This window comes from Roseibium polysiphoniae, assembly GCF_014842925.1.
Classification (GTDB): Bacteria; Pseudomonadota; Alphaproteobacteria; order Rhizobiales; family Stappiaceae; genus Roseibium; species Roseibium polysiphoniae.
Genome location: NZ_JACYXJ010000001.1, coordinates 308,409 through 324,104, shown reverse-complemented (window position 1 = coordinate 324,104; position 15,696 = coordinate 308,409). Strand labels below are relative to the sequence as shown.

The following is a 15,696-nucleotide window of genomic DNA, read 5'->3' as shown; positions in this document are numbered from 1 at the left end:
GCTTGGGCGCGTTCCACAATCAGCCTCACCGCTGAAACCCGTCAGCTGGCCGGATCAGATCCGGCTCGCCGAAATTCAGGATGATGTTCAATCTTTGAGAGGCAGCCGGATCGCCGGTCAGATTCGGGTCTTCGGGCGCAACAGACAGGCGTACGCCGCGGTCGGTCATCTCAAGCGCCTCGAAGTCCGATATTGCCTGCAAAAAGCGATCGGGCACAGCCCAGCTGTAGCGATCTGACAAAGCCCCGATTACGGAACGGACCGTTGCCTCGCCATATTCCATCTGGCGGGGATCCTCGACATTCAGCTTGAGCCGCAAATAGTCGACACGGTCTTCCGACCCGCCACGCAGCAGGAAGAACAGTGTCGCCGATCCGAAATCAACACTTGGCGTGGTCAACGGAACCACGTCGGAGGCACATTGCCAGCGCCCCCGCCTGAACGGTGCTTTGGTCCACCCGCCGTTGGGCAATCCGATCTCGGTCAGCTCTGCGCAGAGCTCTTCCGGCTTGCCGAGAAATGTCAGCTTCAAGCGGGCTGGCACCTGAATATCCGGCGCTGTCAGGCTATCCTGCGCATCAGCGGAAAAGCCGGCGAGCGGATCAGGCGGCGGTGCGGCAACTTCCAAATCCGGCGGCTCAACCAGCTGAAGGTTTGACAGGACAACAATCGCTGCAAACGCCAACAGCATGAGCGGCAGAGCCATCAGAAGCACCCTGGTCCAGTCCGTTTGCCGCGGCAACCCGTCACCTGAAACCGGCCCGGCTGCAGGCGGCGCTTTCCTGCGCTCTCCCGCAGGCACCTCATCGCCCCAGGTGATCCCGGTGCGTCTTGGACGCTGAGCCGGTGCGGCTGGTTTCTTTCTTCGGCCTGCTCTCATCACGTGTCTGCCCGGGGCTGCTGCACAGCTGTTTTGCCATAGGCCCGGCCCGGCGTATATGGATCACCGCAACCTGATCCCGAGATTTTCCGCTCTTCAAAAACGGCTCGCCCTTGATCCATCGCGGCGCTGCCGGTTACATGATCCGAATTCCCGGGAGGTAGCATGACCACGAACGAATTGCCTTCGGACAGCCCGCAGCTGCGGCGGGCCATCATCGAGACCGCACGTGCCTTGCCCGTCAAAGGGTTGACCAAAGGAACGTCCGGCAATGTCAGTGCCCGTATCAACACCGGATTTCTGATCACACCCTCCGGCGTTCCCTATGACGATCTTACGGAAGACCTGATTGTGCCGATGGATCTTGACGGCGGCTATACCGGCGAGATCCTGTCGTCTTCCGAATGGCGCATGCATCTTGATATCTACCGGGAACGCTATGAGGCCGGCGCCGTGGTCCACTGCCACTCCCCCCGTGCCACCGCCCTTTCCTGCCTGCGCCTCGGCATTCCGGCGTTTCACTATATGGTGGCCCTGGCCGGTGGCGACCGGATCGACTGCGCACCTTATGCCACTTTCGGAACAAGCGCGCTTTCCAAGGCCATGCTGCCGGCTCTCGAAGGCCGCACTGCCTGCCTTCTGGCCAATCACGGGCAGATCGCGTTCGGCCCGACCCTATCCAAGGCCCTTGGCACCGCGGAGGGCGTTGAAGATCTGGCCGATCAGTATCTGTCTGCTCTCATCGTCGGTGATCCGGTCATTCTCGACGAGGATGAAATGAGCGAGATCCTGCGCAAGTTCAAGAACTACGGCAAACAGAAGAGCGACCAGGACCCGGATGCCGGGGCTGCTTTCGAAATGCCGATCAAAAGAGGATAGATCATGAGGCTCGGCATTGACTGGGGCGGCACCAAGATGGAGATCATAGCGCTGGATGCCAATGGCGCTGAGCTCTACCGGGAACGGGTTCCCACGCCGCGCGACGATTATGACGGCTGCCTCGAGGCGGTGGCGGCGCTCGTCAGCGGAGCGGAAGCCGCGACGGGTGAGACCGGCACGCTCGGGCTCGGCATTCCGGGGTCAATTTCTCCGGCGAGCGGTCTGGTCAAGAACGCCAATTCCACCTGGATGAACGGCCGACCGCTGGACCGCGACCTCGAAGCACGACTAGGACGCCAAGTTCGCATTCAAAACGACGCCAATTGCCTTGCGGTCTCGGAAGCGACCGACGGCGCGGGCGCGGGCTGCCACTTCGTTCATGCCGTCATCATCGGCACGGGCTCAGGCTCGGGGATCGCCATCGACGGCAAGGCGCACCGGGGCGCCAACGGCATTGGCGGCGAATGGGGTGCGATCCCTGTGCCCTGGATGACATCTGAGGAATTTCCCGGGCCAACCAACTGGCTGGGTCACCCCGGCGCAATCGACCACTGGTGCTCCGGTACGGGTTTCCAGGCAGATTATCTCGAGCGATCAGGCAAGGCGCTCAAGGGCCACGAAATCATGGCCCTCAAACGCAGCGGCGATGCTGTTGCAGGAGCCACCTATGAGGCCTATGCTAGCCGCCTCGCCCGCGCACTCGCCATGGCTGCCAACCTGATGGATCCTGACTGCTTCGTTCTCGGCGGAGGCATGTCGAACGTGGATGAACTATATAACGATCTAGCGAAGCTGATGGATCCGTATGTAATGTCTGATCATTACGAGGTTTCGATCCGCAAGGCCAAGCACGGCGACAGCTCCGGTGTCCGCGGCGCGGCATGGCTTTGGGAGTAGAACTCCTATACCTCCACGGCATCAACACAGAATATTATGTCCATGGGCGCAAAGATGAAGATTGTCAGTTACTACACCCTAAATACTCCTTATGAACTTGAGGTAAGACAACTTGAGAAGAGCCTAAACGACGTCGGCGTCGACTATATAATCCGCGGATTACCTGCGAGACCCACCTGGGTGGAGAACTGCGCGCAAAAATCCGAGTTTATCCAGGCAGTTTCTGCTGAGCTAAACGAAAGTTTTTGGTGGCTTGACGCGGATGCAGTGCTCAACACTGAACTGCCTGATCTTGAAGATTGTGACATAGCTGCTCATATCAAAGACGGCTGGCGCCTTATGAGCGGTACTGTATTCTTTAGTAATTCACCGGCCTGTAAGAGTATCATCGATTTGTGGTCTCTCTATTGTCGACAACACCCACATGTATGGGATCAAGTTATGTTAATGATCGCCATCCACAACAACAATATAACTGAAAATTCTAAACTGAATTATTTACCTGAGCATTTTTGCAAGAAAAAATTCAAATCGAGAAAAGAAAAAATTTCTCACAATTTGAAATCCTTTCTAAACCTCACTCCAAAAACAATCGTCTTACAAAACCAGCTATCGCGAGAAACTAAAAAAGAACTAAAATTCAAAAACCTTCGTGAATTCTCTTCTGACGATCTGTCAGACGAAGTAATACAAACACTGAAATCGAGATCAGATAAAGAAATATCAATGTCCATTTTCGATTCATAGGAATGCCTTGGATGACCTTGCACAGACACCAGCTCGAAGTGGGTGTTAATGAGATTCTCACACAAAACAAAATCTCCGGCCCCACTTTGGATTTTGGTGGAGACCGCAGCATAGACTATGGAGTTTTACCTTCTGATAGATATATCATTAATGTTGATAGTTCTGCGTCTCCAGACCTACTTTGTGATATTACCCAACCTTGGCCGGTCACGCTGGTAAAGGAAGTTCAAAAGGCTAAATTAATTGTATTATCAGAGCTACTTGAACACTTATTTGATATCGAGGACTTCTGGAATCAACTCGCAAGCCACATAAAAAGCGGTACGCACATACTGATTTCGACGCCATTTGTCTACCACGAACATGGAGATCCTTTTGATTATCGCCGCTTTACTGAAACTTACCTGATATATCTATGCAAAAGATCTGGCTGGGAAGTCGTTCAGTCGAGAAAAATTGGAACACTTGGCACAGTAGTCGTAGATTTAATTGAAAAGTTCCACCCAAGGTCGAAAAATAAAAAAATTATACTCTATTTTGTCAAAAAACTCTTGATGAATCAAGAGAAGAATAAAAACTCCAATCGAGTTTACTCTGGCACTATTATACTTGCGAAAGCTACATTATGATACACTTTCACACATTCCTCTGGAAACCGAGAGGGACATTCAAACTTCCTAAACAAAAACTCAATGTGTCATTCACACAGAAACACGTAAACAAATTACACCAACGAGTAAAAAATTACTGCCCGCAAAGATTCCGCTTCACACTCCACGCTGATCCAAATTGCTTGGAAAGGAAGGATTGTAAGTATGAGGTATCACCTCTCTGGTCAGACCATCGAGATCTTGGCGGCTGCTACCATCGACTAAAGGGGCTGGACATTTTCGCGCGGACAGATCCGAATAACATTCATGTAATGCTTGATTTGGATTTCTTCCCTAGAAAATTATTCAAATCAAATCTAATCTTCAATTATGATTACGGCTTTTATCACACCAACGAAGGAAGAAAACATCTAAATTGCGGATTTTATTACTTTAAAGGAGACAGCCTCAATCATATATGGAATAAATTCAACGATAATCCAAGCGAATTCTTAGAGTGCAAAAGCTTTGAAGGCAGCGATCAGAAAGTTATTCGGGTTCTTTTAGCAGATAACGCTCCAGAGATCAGTAACAACCAGGCAATTAGATCTTTAAATCACCTACCAAGATATCGATTTGTAGATAGAGAAATCTCAGCAGTCAGTGCACATGGAGCTGTAAATCCGTATTCCTTTAAATCTTGGCGAAGATACCCATTACTTTGATGAGGTCGGTAAAAATAGCCCGATGCGAACATTTTCTAAAAATGATGAAAAATCTATCCGAATGAATGCACCTACCGATGCCACTGCTTTAGTTGCGCTCGACCTTAAACAGGCACAAGCGTTTAAACATCTACACGCTAGAGAACTAACCTGCGTAGCTTACTCACCCGACGCTGCAAATTTTTTAAAATTTAATGGCTTAAACACAATCGAATTAGAAAATATCATTACCACATCTACACATTCGGAAATACTTCTAAAATCAGAAATTCTCATAAATAACATAGAAAACACTCTTTCAACTGATGGTATTCCCTCAGGGGTTGTTGAAAGTTGTCGCATTTTTCTTTTTAATTATATACCAGCCCTGCTTCTCTTGGAAGAAACGTTAAAAAAAATCCCTTTCTCATCATTTGCAATCGAATCTCGCGGACGAATTTTGGCTGGAATTTCTCAAGATGCGGCAATCGGCGAATTGGCGTGCCACTTGGGCGATAGCTACTTGGCGCTTCTCCCTAACAACCGGTGCAGCAAATTGAACTCTTACCTTTGTCACTTCTCAAATAAAATCATTCAGCGCCTTGTACTCCATCGCCCCATGGCGCTTCAACTAGATAGAGCAACTCCATTTACTTCAAAAATTTGCAATACAATAGCAAATTCCAATCAAAATATTGTAATCGCTTCTGCTCGTCCTCCAGGGAAAACGATAGCTTCTACCATTCGCCGAACATTAAAATCAGTTTGTAGTATATTTTTGTCTCGTGGGCGAAGATGTGAGGTCACACTGTTCCGAGCACCATTGCCCAGGCAGTCAAAACATTTAAGCCCGTTACGAATTAATCCGAGCAAGGAGATTTCGACCGCTGTCGCAGATGCCATCAACAAAGGCCTAAACCGACATATGGCCAACATCGCACAGGATGTAATCGCAGGACAACTTCTGGCCCGGCACGCAAAGCCGCAAGTAATTGTCATCGACCATTTGATCCAGCCATCAGTGTATCAGGCCGCCGTCGATTTTGCTGCCTCAGGTGTTCCGGCTCTAATGGCTAATCATGGAAGCGACACAGCCCAAACTGACCGATTGTCGAAACTTGGGGCGAAATTCTGGGCGCGTCATGGCCGAATTATCTTGCCGGGCTTAGATACACTGTTTTGCAAAGGCCCATTGACGGCTAAACTTGCGAAGGAAATGCACGAAAATACCCCTCAGATTCTTCCAATCCGCATCGGCCCGAAACACAAATCTTTCAAAAAAGGTTCCGATGCCTTTCTGATCATTATGGCGGGAAACTATCGTGAGCTGTGCAACTATGTTCCATTTGTCACCGAAACGCCTGGAGAGTATCTTCGCGGCCTACTGGAGTTCTCAAGGGCAGCTTCCCAAGTGGATGGTATTCGCTTAGTGATCAAGCTGAAACCGAATAAAACCGGACTTCCCGTCGAATGGCTCAATCAAGAGCTAAAAAAGCCAGAGTATTGTGGGAGAGTTGAAATTGACACCGAAACTCCACTTGGTCAGCTCTTCGGCACAATGGACCTCCTCGTCGGCAACAACTCAGCGACGCTCCAGGAAGCGCTCGACAATCGCATCCCACTGCTTCTGAATACATGGCGCAGAAAATACTTCCATTTCCCGGCAAGTTTTGTGCCGCCAACTGCCAATAGACGTGCCGCAGTTTATGCTGTTCGTTCCGCCCACGAGTTGGGACCAATGCTCAAAGCGCTGCGAGATTATCACCAGGATAGGCTTGCCGATGAAGAGGTTTGTGGATTGGTCTGGACGCCTGAAGAATTGGCAACGACGGATGAATTCTTGAGGCATATACTTGATCAAACTCCACACTGAATTTACACAATTGTAGCTTGAAATCCTTTTCTGATTCCGAAGGTGAGATAAAATGCATGACAGTGTTGTCAGGATTTTCGTCGGCTACGATCGCCGGATCCATGTTGCGTCAACAACACTCGCGCATTCCATAACGGAACACAGCAGTGTTCCAGTTAGTGTCCTGCCGCTGAATCTTCGCAATATGAGAGATATTTTCTGGCGAAACACGGATCCAAACCAGTCGACAGAGTTCTCATTTTCCCGCTTTTTGACGCCTTATCTTTCGGGTTTCTCCGGCTGGTCTATCTTTATGGACAACGACATCGTCTACCTTGATGATATCGCCAAGCTTTGGGCGCTGCGAGATGACAAATACTCTGTCATGTGCGTGAAGCACGATCACAACCCGACTGAAGACACGAAATTTCTTGGCGAGAAGCAGACCAGGTACGAAAAAAAGAACTGGTCCAGCGTGATCTTGTTCAACAACGCGAAGTGTACCGCGCTGACCCCCGACTACGTGAATTCTGCGACCGGCCTTCAGCTCCATCAGTTCAAATGGCTCGAGGGTGATCACCTGATCGGCGAAATCCCAGCAAGCTGGAACTATCTCGCCGACTACACCAAGGGCGTCGAGACACCGCAGGCCGTCCACTATACGGACGGAGGGCCATGGTATCCAGAAACGGAAAACGCGGAATACGCGGCGAAATGGTTCGAGGCCTACCGATCAGCGAACTACTGTGAAGTGGCCGACCTCGACAAGCTGCTTGAGATGACCAAACGCAGCGAAGCCAAGACCTGAACCAAGCGACCATTTTTGCGGATGGCTTTGATTGAAACCGCCGCCGTTTTTCTGATCTGCGTTTTCGTGCCAAGCTTTGCATCATGGTCAGTGTTGCCTTGACTTCACCGTTTTGACAGGGCGTGGTCGGGCGGTGTTCATCATCCAGACGAGGTTTTAAATGCTCAGACCAATCATCGCAGCGGCTGTGTCCGCCCTGCTCTTGTTCATCCTGCCGGCCCAGGCGGAGGAGCTCAAGGTCACTGATATCACGATCGGCACCGGAGAAGAGGCAAACGTCGGTGAGACGGTGGTGGTGCATTACACCGGCTGGCTGATGGACGGCACGAAGTTCGATTCCAGTCATGATCGCAATCAGCCGTTCTCGTTCACCCTCGGCGAGCGGCGGGTCATTCCCGGCTGGGAACAGGGCGTTGAAGGCATGAAAGTCGGCGGCAAACGCGAATTGATCATTCCGCCGGAACTTGGCTATGGCCGCCGGGGTGCAGGAAATGTCATCCCGCCGAATGCGACGCTGAAGTTCGAGGTCGAGCTGCTCGAGGTCAAGGGCAAGAAATTTTCCGACATCGGCAATGATGAGCTGAAAGCAAAACTAGCGGCCGGAGTTCCGGTCGTCGACATCCGGCGGCCCGATGAATGGAAGGCCACCGGCGTTCTCGCCGGCAGCCATCTGATTACGTTCTTCGACGAAAAAGGCCAGGTCAATCCGGCCTTTGGAGACGAACTCCAGAAAGTGATCGCCGGACCTGGCGACGAGATCGTTTTCATTTGCCAGTCGGGCAATCGCAGTTCGGTTCTGTCTCAACATCTTTCGGAGAAAGCCGGCTTCACCCAGATCGCAAATGTCCAGAACGGCATCGCAAGCTGGATCGAAACCGAAGGTGCGGTGGGTCCCGCGAGCCTTCCTGACAATTGCTGGCTTTGCTAAGAACTCACCCACTCAGTTTTTTCGACTGACAAAATAGATCCCGGCCGCGATTGCCGTTGCCGCAAACAGCTTTGTTGGGCTTGGCACTTCGCCAAACACCATATAGGCCAGCGCCAGGCCGACGACGGCCGCGACAGACCCAATCTGACTGAGGTAGACCGGCCCAGCCAGCTTCTGAAGTTGGAAATAAAGCGCATAGAGCGTTGAAAACAGTCCCACCTGCGCGGCCAGCAACGCCATCGCCTGCCAACCATATGTGGCTGGCGCAAGCTCCGTTCCCAGCACCGCGTTCAAAACCGACAGCGTGATAAAGCCAAAGGCCATCATTCCTGCAGACAGAAATTGCGGACTTGCCGCGTCTGGCCAATAGGCACTGCGATAGATGTTTCCAATGCTGATGAGCACCGGCATGACCAAAGCCGCCAGATACCAGGCCGTATTGCCCGGCGACTGACCAAGCCCCTGCCAGGCCAGAAGCACGCCGCCCGCAACGCCGAGGCCAACTCCGGTCAGGCGTCGACCGCTTAACCGTTCCCGTCCCAGCACCACGGAGAGCGCGTAGGTCAGAACCAGCGGAAAGGCAAAGCACAAGGCGATGAAGCCAACGCCGACGTGGCGTGCCGAAGCATATGCCAATGCGTTGGGAACGGCGAAAAGCAGGCCGGAGAGTGCGCAGTAGAGCGCCAATTGGCGAAACTTCGCCGCGCCCGACATAGCCAGCTGCTCCTCAGGACGCTCGCGTGCTGATCCAGCCTTCCAGAACGCCACGACTGCGAATTGAACCATGGCTGTTCCCAACAAGGACCATTGCAGCAATGCGATGGGCGACCATCCGGCGGTAGGTGCCCATTTGGCAAACACCGCCGATCCCGCAAGCAATGTTCCCACGATCACCAGAAAGACGACCGCCCCCGGGATCACCTGCGCTGCGCCGTCTCCTATCAAAGTTCTCTCCGCTCCGTTTTTCCTCGCGGCTAACCCCACTGCCCGTTCTGTCGACGCCACCATGTCCAAATCCTCTCTGCTGTCACAGCCATTCGCTGATTTCAGCTATATCGGATTATTTATCTTAATATCAAGATACTTGTTATAAAGATTCTTGCAATTTGACAAAGTGAGGCCAAGCCGCCATCACGTTCAAAGGCGAAACCGAGATGAGAACACCGATGGTGAAAGAGGCTGAAATCGGCCAGAAGAGCGCTGCACCCAGCTCGGAAAACGGAACGATTGGTGACCGTGCTGCCGTAGCGCGAGACCAATGGAACCGGGAAATTCCCGGGCTGGACCTGGCACCCATGGTGCTGCTTGGCCGCCTCAATGAGGCATCCCATGTTGTGTCCACCGAGCGCCTGGCACCGATTTTCAAGGCAGCTGGACTGAAACAGGGAGAGTTCGATGTGCTGGCGACCCTGGTTCGCTCGGGTCCGCCTTACAAGCTGATGCCGACGGAGCTCTACAGGTCGACCATGATGAGTTCCGGCGGCATGACCGCCCGGCTGGACCGGCTAGAGAAGTCTGGACACATCACGCGTTGCCCGCACCCGGAGGACCGGCGCGCGCTCATGGTCTGTTTGACAGACCAGGGCCTGAAGCTCATCAAGGCCATGATGCCGGACTATATCGCCTGCCAGCAAAAGACAGTGAGTGGCCTGAGCGACGCGGAGGTCGAGCAACTTTCCGCGCTGCTGGAGAAATTCATCGCCTCAACGGCCCGGTAAAGGACCGCAAGGCGGGCCTTTCCCTCACTCCTCGACCATCGGCATCCTGTTCCAGGCGTCGAGGGCGGCGATCTTATAGGCCTCGGCGAGGGTCGGATAATTGAAGGTGTTCTCGACGAAGTATTCGAGCGTGCCCTTCAGGTTCAAGACCGCCTGTCCAATGTGAATCAGTTCAGTCGCCCCCTCACCCACGATGTGGCAGCCTAAAAGACGGCGGGTCTTGAGGGAGAAGATCATTTTGAGCATGCCGGAATTCAGGCCCATGATATGGCCGCGCGAGGTCTCCCGAAAGCGCGCAATGCCGCACTCGTATGGAATGCCCCGTTCCTTCACCTCTTCTTCGGTCATGCCGACAGTCGAGATTTCCGGCACCGCGTAGATGCCATAGGGAAAGTACTCGGGCGGGTCATAGGCCTTTTCGCCGAGTGCATGACAGGTCGCGATCCGGCCTTGCTCCATGGACGTCGAGGCCAGGCTTGGAAAGCCGATGACGTCGCCCGCGGCAAAAATATGCTCGACGTCTGTCTGAAACGTCTGCGCATCGACCTTCAACCGCCCGCGATGATCCACAGTCAGGCCGCAGGCATCAAGGTTGAGCGGCTGGGTGTTGCCCATGCGACCGGCGGCGAAAAGCACCACGTTGGACCGGATGCAACGGCCACCTTCCAGCTCGATCTCGCATTTTCCCGGACCATGTTTGGTGATCTTTTCGACCTTTGAGCCAAACCGCATGACAATGCCGCGGTCGCGCAGCTCGTGGGTAAAGTCTGCCACCAGCTCGCTGTCGATGAAATCGAGCATCGTGTCGCGTGGTTCGATCAAAGTGACATGCACATCAAGCGCGGAAAAGATGGTCGCATACTCGATGCCGATCACGCCGGCGCCGATTACGGCGATGGACCGAGGCAGGTCGACCAGCTCGAGGATTTCGTCGCTATCGAGAATATACTCTCCGTCGAAGGGCACATAGTCCGGCCGGAAAGGCTGGGTTCCAACGGCGATCAGGAATTTGTCGGCGGAGAAGTGAAAGGTCTCGCCCGCCTCGCCTTCAACCTCGATGCTCTTCTCATCGACGAATTTCGCTTCGCCTCGAAGCGTCGAAACCTGGTTGCGCGCGAATTGATGCTCCAACACCTCGATCTCGTGGTTCAAGGTGATGTGCAAACGGGCACGCAGATCATCTGCGGAAATGTCCTGCTTGACCCGGTAGGACCGGCCATAAAAGCCACGCTCGCGCCAGCCTGACAGATTCAACGCTGTCTCGCGAAGGGTCTTGGATGGGATTGTTCCCGTGTGAACCGACACGCCGCCGACCCGGCGGCCGCGTTCGACCACCAAAACGTCCCGTCCGAATTTGGCAGCCTGAATAGCGGCGCGGCGCCCGGCAGGCCCGCTGCCGATCACAATAAGATCATAATGTTCCATGTATCAGCGCCCCGTGCTGAGATTTTGTTGTGGCCACACTCCAGACCGCACTCATCACAACCTTACCGAAAAAGATGAACGCGATGTCAAAACTGGCTGAAATCAGACGATTTGGTGAGATTTCTCGTAAGAAACCACGTTTAAAGGATACCCATGGCGCGCTATCCACCGAATTTGGGGCCAAACGCGCATCCGGTGAAATGGACAAGAAAACAATCACAGATTGTCTTTACCTAACGGCAATGCTAGCTTGTTCTGGTGATACCGTTGCCGGGGGGATACGGGATGTCCAGCCTCAAGCCTCAGATGAAAGCCGTTGAGAGCACAAGCATCGGCATCTTCGTAATGATCGGGTTCCTGTTCTTTCTGATCGTGCTTCTATTCGGTTTTTCCGCCTATATCACACGCACCTCGACCGATGCGCAGACGGCTGGTGGGGTCAGCCTGGACAAGCTCATTCATAGCATCGAGGAAATGAACAAGGTGGATGAGGAGCTGCGCAGCTCAAGTGAGACGCTGGCACAATTGATTCAAGCCAAGACCGTCATCGAGAGCGAGATTGAATCCGCGAAACGCTCCTTGAACGTCCTGAGCACCAGCACCGGCGATATCATCGGCGGCCAGCTGGCTGACCTCTTGCTCGTCGTGACCCAGGATCCTGAAAGCAGCTTGAAGAAGACCATGCTGGATGCAATGGCGGTCGATCGGGAGGAGATCACCGAGGGGCCACTTTCCTTTGCACAAACGCGCCGTTTCGTGACCAATGTCCAGACGCACCCCTTCGGCTCGGAAGAGCAGAAACAGCGGGCAGATCTTCTCGTCGCGGAGGTTTCCAAGACCTTGACCGTCTATACGGACAAGTTCAGCACAGTCCGTTACGAAATCTCCCAAAACAACGTTCAAAAGTTCAAGCACGACCTGCAGATCAATTCTGAAAACACGCGGCAGGTCGAGCTCAAGAATCGCCGTGCGACGGTGGTCGCCGACATTCCAGAAGATGGCAGAGCCCGGTTCTCCTCGCTTAATCTTTTCGACGGCACGCTGCTGACCTTTATCAAGATGCCGACCATCATTCTAACGCTGCTCGTCACGATTGCCGCCGGAGGACTGGCATCTCTGGTCTCTTTCACGCGAAAGTTCCTGCGCACGGAAAAAAACAACGTTGGCGTTAGCAGGCTCCTGACCAATGTGGCCGAGGGCATTGCCGCGTCAATCGGGATCTTCCTCTTCGCCGGCACCGGTATGCTGATGCTGACACAGGGCAGTGGCGGCGACGTCGGCAACCGTGTCGAACTAAGTCCCTATATGGTCGCGTTCATCGCTTTTCTTTCAGGTTTCATGGCCGAGAGCGCCTTCGCCAAGATCGAAGACTCGGGCAGAAAGCTCTTCAACACAGATGATGCCGAAGTCGACGAAGCGGACGAAGAAGAGCCCGTGCAAGGCACGAAACCTGACAAGCAACCACGACCAAAAGTGCCGGAAAAAGATACGCCCAGCGCAGAGGGAAAGACCGGCAAACGCGAAGCCAAGCCTACAATCAACGCAGGAGCCCTGCCTGCGAGCTGAACAGGTCATCGGGTACCAGACACCGATCAAACGTCCACAAGGTCAGCTTCCGCGATTGTGCGAAATGATGACGGAATGGCGAACGCAACCCATCCGTCCCATTTCCTGATTGCCACTCCAGCCATGATCCGCTATGCCATTTCCCATGAACATGATCGCGATCCAGACTTGGTGGTGGCGGGACGCTTAATCGGCGGCCAGCGCTTTTCCATGTCTTGAACGTGATCAAAGCAGACAAAAGGCCGCCGCGGGTTTCCGCAGGCGGCCTTTGTTTTGTTTGAGCAAGTTCATTTGACCGGGCGTCGGCCTCACCGAACGGTGAGCACTCCGAGGCCTCAGAAAATTTCAGGACGTGTTTCCAACCGCGCCCACACCAGAGGATGAGTTACCATGCCGGCACTGGCTGACCAGACATTCAACTGCCAAAGCGGGATCACCATTTCGCGAACGTCCCGCCCTTCCGATTATGAAGCCGGCACGTCCGCGTGGATTGATCGGCTGGATGCAGAACGTGGCGCGGTCCTGGCCTCGTCCTATGAATATCCGGGGCGCTACACCCGTTGGGACATGGCGCTGGTCAACCCGCCGCTGGTGATGGAAGCCAATGACCGAACCGTCGAAATCAGAGCGCTCAACGACCGCGGCAAGATCCTGATGCCAGCGGTCGTCCGGGCGCTGAAGGCGCATCCCGATGTGGCAAACTTCTCGAGCTCGGATGAACGCATAGACCTCACTGTGAAGAAGCCGGACCGGGAGTTCCAGGAGGAAGAACGTTCGCGTCAGCCATCAACCTTCTCGATCGTTCGAGCGCTCAAAGACCTCTTTGCTTGCGACGACGATCAGCTCGGCCTCTATGGCGCGTTCGGCTATGACATTGCCTTCCAGTTCGAACCCATTGACCTGAAGCTGGAGCGGCCAGGTGACCAGCGGGACGTTGTCCTGTTCCTTCCCGATGAGATCCTGATCGTCGATCACCATGGCAAGCGTGCTTACGTGCTCGAATATGACTTCGAGATTGATGGCAAGAGCACCAAGGGACTACCGCGCGACGGCGACAAGAGCCCTTACATGCCGGCCAACGAAGTCCCGGGCCGGGGCGACCACGAGCCTGGCGAATATGCCAAGCTGGTTCACAAGGCCAAGGACTACTTCCGCCGCGGCGATCTGTTCGAAACAGTCCCCGGCCAGACCTTCTATGAAGCCTGCCCGAACCCGCCATCGGCCGTTTCCCGGCGGCTTCAGCAGATCAATCCGTCGCCTTATTCCTTCTTCTTTAATCTGGGAAACCGCGAATACCTCGTTGGCGCTTCCCCTGAGATGTATGTTCGGGTGACCGGCGGACGCCGGGTCGAGACCTGCCCGATTTCAGGCACCATCCGACGCGGCAAGAACGCCATCGAGGACGAAGCTCAAATCCGCAAGCTTCTGAATTCGGCCAAGGATGAGGCCGAACTGACCATGTGTTCGGACGTTGACCGCAACGACAAGAGCCGGGTCTCTGTTCCAGGTTCGGTGAAGGTCATCGGGCGCCGGCAGATCGAGATGTACTCCCGTCTGATCCATACGGTCGACCACATCGAGGGTATCTTGCGCGAGGATATGGATGCGCTGGACGCCTTTCTATCTCACACATGGGCCGTGACCGTTACCGGCGCTCCAAAACGCTGGGCGATGGAGTTCATCGAGCAGAATGAAAAGAGCCCGCGCGCCTGGTATGGCGGCGCCATCGGCGCCGTTCTCTTCAACGGCGACATGAACACCGGCCTGACGCTCCGGACGGTCCGGATCAAGGATGGCGTCGCGCAGATCCGCGCTGGCGCAACACTGCTTTACGACAGTGTTCCCGAGGACGAGGAAGCTGAAACCGAACTCAAGGCGGAAGCCATGCGCGCTGCCGTTCGCGAGGCAGGGCTGGCAACCAAGACCGAGGACAAGACCCAAAAGGCAAAGCTTGGCGAAGGCCTCAAAATATTGCTGGTCGATCATGAGGACAGCTTCGTCCACACGCTTGCGAACTATTTCCGCCAGACCGGCGCAGAGGTCGTCACCTACCGCTCGCCCGTCGCCGACCACGTGTTTTATGACGTCAATCCCGACCTCGTCGTGCTGTCGCCTGGCCCCGGTTCGCCAAAGGACTTCGATTGTGCGGCAACCATCGGCCGGGCACGTTCGCGTGGGTTGCCAATCTTTGGTGTCTGCCTGGGCCTTCAGGCGCTCACCGAGGCGCTCGGCGGCGAACTCGGCCAGCTTGACGTTCCGATGCACGGCAAACCGTCCCCGATCTCGATTTCCGGCAACTCCATCCTGTTTGATGGCCTCGAGGCGCCGGTCATCGTCGGGCGCTACCATTCGCTTTTTGCGAAGAAGGACAAGTTGCCCTCCGACTTCCGGGTCACCGCAGAGACGGAGGATGGTGTCATCATGGCCATAGAGCATGACGAGGAGCCAATCGCGGCGGTTCAGTTCCATCCAGAGAGCATCATGTCTCTCGACCAGGATGCGGGCCACAAGATCATCGAGAATGTCGTCAGCCGGCTGGCCAGGGCAAAGACCTTAGCGCCCGCCTGAGCCGACTTCGGCAATTGGACAGTTCAAGGCGGGCTTCGGTCCGCCTTTTTCTTTATAGAAGCGCGCACCGCGTGGGCCCGCGCAGAACGAAAAACCGCTCCATCGGTTGCCGCTTGGAACAGCAATTTCACCAA

15 protein-coding genes are annotated in these 15,696 nt (G+C 54.3%); 12 read left to right on the top strand and 3 right to left on the bottom strand.

Annotated elements, in window-relative coordinates; all coding sequences use genetic code 11:
* Window positions 1-25: 25 nt before the first annotated feature.
* Window positions 26-880, bottom strand: coding sequence for a DUF6030 family protein (locus IG617_RS01545; protein WP_192106688.1), 855 nt, complete (start codon window positions 878-880; stop codon window positions 26-28).
* A gap of 165 nt (window positions 881-1,045) precedes the next feature.
* On the opposite strand from IG617_RS01545, the gene IG617_RS01540 reads away from it, so the two are divergent.
* From IG617_RS01540 to IG617_RS21920, 7 genes are all read left to right on the top strand, one after another.
* Complete coding sequence (locus IG617_RS01540) at window positions 1,046-1,759, top strand: class II aldolase/adducin family protein (protein WP_192106686.1); 714 nt, start codon at window positions 1,046-1,048, stop codon at window positions 1,757-1,759.
* 3 nt (window positions 1,760-1,762) lie between these two features.
* Window positions 1,763-2,656 carry an ROK family protein gene (locus IG617_RS01535; RefSeq protein ID WP_192106684.1) on the top strand — a complete coding sequence of 298 codons (894 nt, stop codon included), beginning with the start codon at window positions 1,763-1,765 and terminating at the stop codon, window positions 2,654-2,656.
* A 42-nt stretch (window positions 2,657-2,698) separates the two neighbouring features.
* Window positions 2,699-3,403 (top strand): hypothetical protein, encoded by a 705-nt coding sequence (locus tag IG617_RS01530; protein WP_192106682.1) that lies wholly within the window; start codon window positions 2,699-2,701, stop codon window positions 3,401-3,403.
* 11 nt (window positions 3,404-3,414) lie between these two features.
* On the top strand, window positions 3,415-4,032 hold the full coding sequence (locus IG617_RS01525; RefSeq protein ID WP_192106680.1) for a methyltransferase domain-containing protein: 618 nt from the start codon (window positions 3,415-3,417) through the stop codon (window positions 4,030-4,032).
* Window positions 4,033-4,740: 708 nt separating this feature from the next.
* On the top strand, window positions 4,741-6,570 hold the full coding sequence (locus IG617_RS01520) for a hypothetical protein (RefSeq protein WP_192106678.1): 1,830 nt from the start codon (window positions 4,741-4,743) through the stop codon (window positions 6,568-6,570).
* A 52-nt stretch (window positions 6,571-6,622) separates the two neighbouring features.
* Window positions 6,623-7,357 (top strand): glycosyltransferase, encoded by a 735-nt coding sequence (locus IG617_RS01515; RefSeq protein ID WP_192106676.1) that lies wholly within the window; start codon window positions 6,623-6,625, stop codon window positions 7,355-7,357.
* Window positions 7,358-7,517: 160 nt separating this feature from the next.
* Complete coding sequence (locus IG617_RS21920; protein ID WP_192106674.1) at window positions 7,518-8,285, top strand: FKBP-type peptidyl-prolyl cis-trans isomerase; 768 nt, start codon at window positions 7,518-7,520, stop codon at window positions 8,283-8,285.
* 12 nt (window positions 8,286-8,297) lie between these two features.
* On the opposite strand, the gene IG617_RS01505 is transcribed toward IG617_RS21920, so the two are convergent.
* Window positions 8,298-9,230, bottom strand: coding sequence for a DMT family transporter (locus IG617_RS01505; RefSeq protein ID WP_209008201.1), 933 nt, complete (start codon window positions 9,228-9,230; stop codon window positions 8,298-8,300).
* A gap of 209 nt (window positions 9,231-9,439) precedes the next feature.
* On the opposite strand from IG617_RS01505, the gene IG617_RS01500 reads away from it, so the two are divergent.
* A complete protein-coding gene (locus IG617_RS01500) occupies window positions 9,440-10,003 on the top strand; it encodes a MarR family winged helix-turn-helix transcriptional regulator (protein ID WP_254170400.1) in 564 nt (187 codons plus the stop codon).
* 24 nt (window positions 10,004-10,027) lie between these two features.
* Here the strand turns inward: IG617_RS01500 and sthA are convergent, their stop codons facing one another.
* On the bottom strand, window positions 10,028-11,428 hold the full coding sequence (sthA, locus tag IG617_RS01495) for a Si-specific NAD(P)(+) transhydrogenase (protein WP_192106670.1): 1,401 nt from the start codon (window positions 11,426-11,428) through the stop codon (window positions 10,028-10,030).
* Window positions 11,429-11,457: 29 nt separating this feature from the next.
* On the opposite strand from sthA, the gene IG617_RS01490 reads away from it, so the two are divergent.
* From IG617_RS01490 to IG617_RS01475, 4 genes are all read left to right on the top strand, one after another.
* Window positions 11,458-11,748, top strand: a complete 291-nt coding sequence (locus IG617_RS01490) for a hypothetical protein (RefSeq protein ID WP_192106668.1) — start codon at window positions 11,458-11,460, stop codon at window positions 11,746-11,748.
* Window positions 11,714-12,994 (top strand): hypothetical protein, encoded by a 1,281-nt coding sequence (locus tag IG617_RS01485; protein ID WP_192106666.1) that lies wholly within the window; start codon window positions 11,714-11,716, stop codon window positions 12,992-12,994. Before IG617_RS01490 ends, IG617_RS01485 begins: the two co-directional genes overlap by 35 nt.
* A 75-nt stretch (window positions 12,995-13,069) precedes the next feature.
* Entirely contained in the window at window positions 13,070-13,213 is a 144-nt protein-coding gene (locus tag IG617_RS01480; RefSeq protein ID WP_192106664.1) for a hypothetical protein, read from the top strand.
* A 171-nt stretch (window positions 13,214-13,384) separates the two neighbouring features.
* Window positions 13,385-15,562, top strand: a complete 2,178-nt coding sequence (locus IG617_RS01475; RefSeq protein ID WP_192106662.1) for an anthranilate synthase — start codon at window positions 13,385-13,387, stop codon at window positions 15,560-15,562.
* The last annotated feature ends 134 nt before the right edge of the window (window positions 15,563-15,696 follow it).

What these genes read in the sequence shown, in the direction of transcription:
- IG617_RS01545 (WP_192106688.1), bottom strand. Translation starts at nt 880, where the DNA reads ATGAGAGCAGGCCGAAGAAAGAAACCAGCCGCACCGGCTCAGCGTCCA.
- IG617_RS01540 (WP_192106686.1), top strand. Translation starts at nt 1,046, where the DNA reads ATGACCACGAACGAATTGCCTTCGGACAGCCCGCAGCTGCGGCGGGCC.
- IG617_RS01535 (WP_192106684.1), top strand. Translation starts at nt 1,763, where the DNA reads ATGAGGCTCGGCATTGACTGGGGCGGCACCAAGATGGAGATCATAGCG.
- IG617_RS01530 (WP_192106682.1), top strand. Translation starts at nt 2,699, where the DNA reads ATGGGCGCAAAGATGAAGATTGTCAGTTACTACACCCTAAATACTCCT.
- IG617_RS01525 (WP_192106680.1), top strand. Translation starts at nt 3,415, where the DNA reads ATGACCTTGCACAGACACCAGCTCGAAGTGGGTGTTAATGAGATTCTC.
- IG617_RS01520 (WP_192106678.1), top strand. Translation starts at nt 4,741, where the DNA reads ATGCGAACATTTTCTAAAAATGATGAAAAATCTATCCGAATGAATGCA.
- IG617_RS01515 (WP_192106676.1), top strand. Translation starts at nt 6,623, where the DNA reads ATGCATGACAGTGTTGTCAGGATTTTCGTCGGCTACGATCGCCGGATC.
- IG617_RS21920 (WP_192106674.1), top strand. Translation starts at nt 7,518, where the DNA reads ATGCTCAGACCAATCATCGCAGCGGCTGTGTCCGCCCTGCTCTTGTTC.
- IG617_RS01500 (WP_254170400.1), top strand. Translation starts at nt 9,440, where the DNA reads ATGAGAACACCGATGGTGAAAGAGGCTGAAATCGGCCAGAAGAGCGCT.
- sthA (WP_192106670.1), bottom strand. Translation starts at nt 11,428, where the DNA reads ATGGAACATTATGATCTTATTGTGATCGGCAGCGGGCCTGCCGGGCGC.
- IG617_RS01485 (WP_192106666.1), top strand. Translation starts at nt 11,714, where the DNA reads ATGTCCAGCCTCAAGCCTCAGATGAAAGCCGTTGAGAGCACAAGCATC.
- IG617_RS01480 (WP_192106664.1), top strand. Translation starts at nt 13,070, where the DNA reads ATGGCGAACGCAACCCATCCGTCCCATTTCCTGATTGCCACTCCAGCC.
- IG617_RS01475 (WP_192106662.1), top strand. Translation starts at nt 13,385, where the DNA reads ATGCCGGCACTGGCTGACCAGACATTCAACTGCCAAAGCGGGATCACC.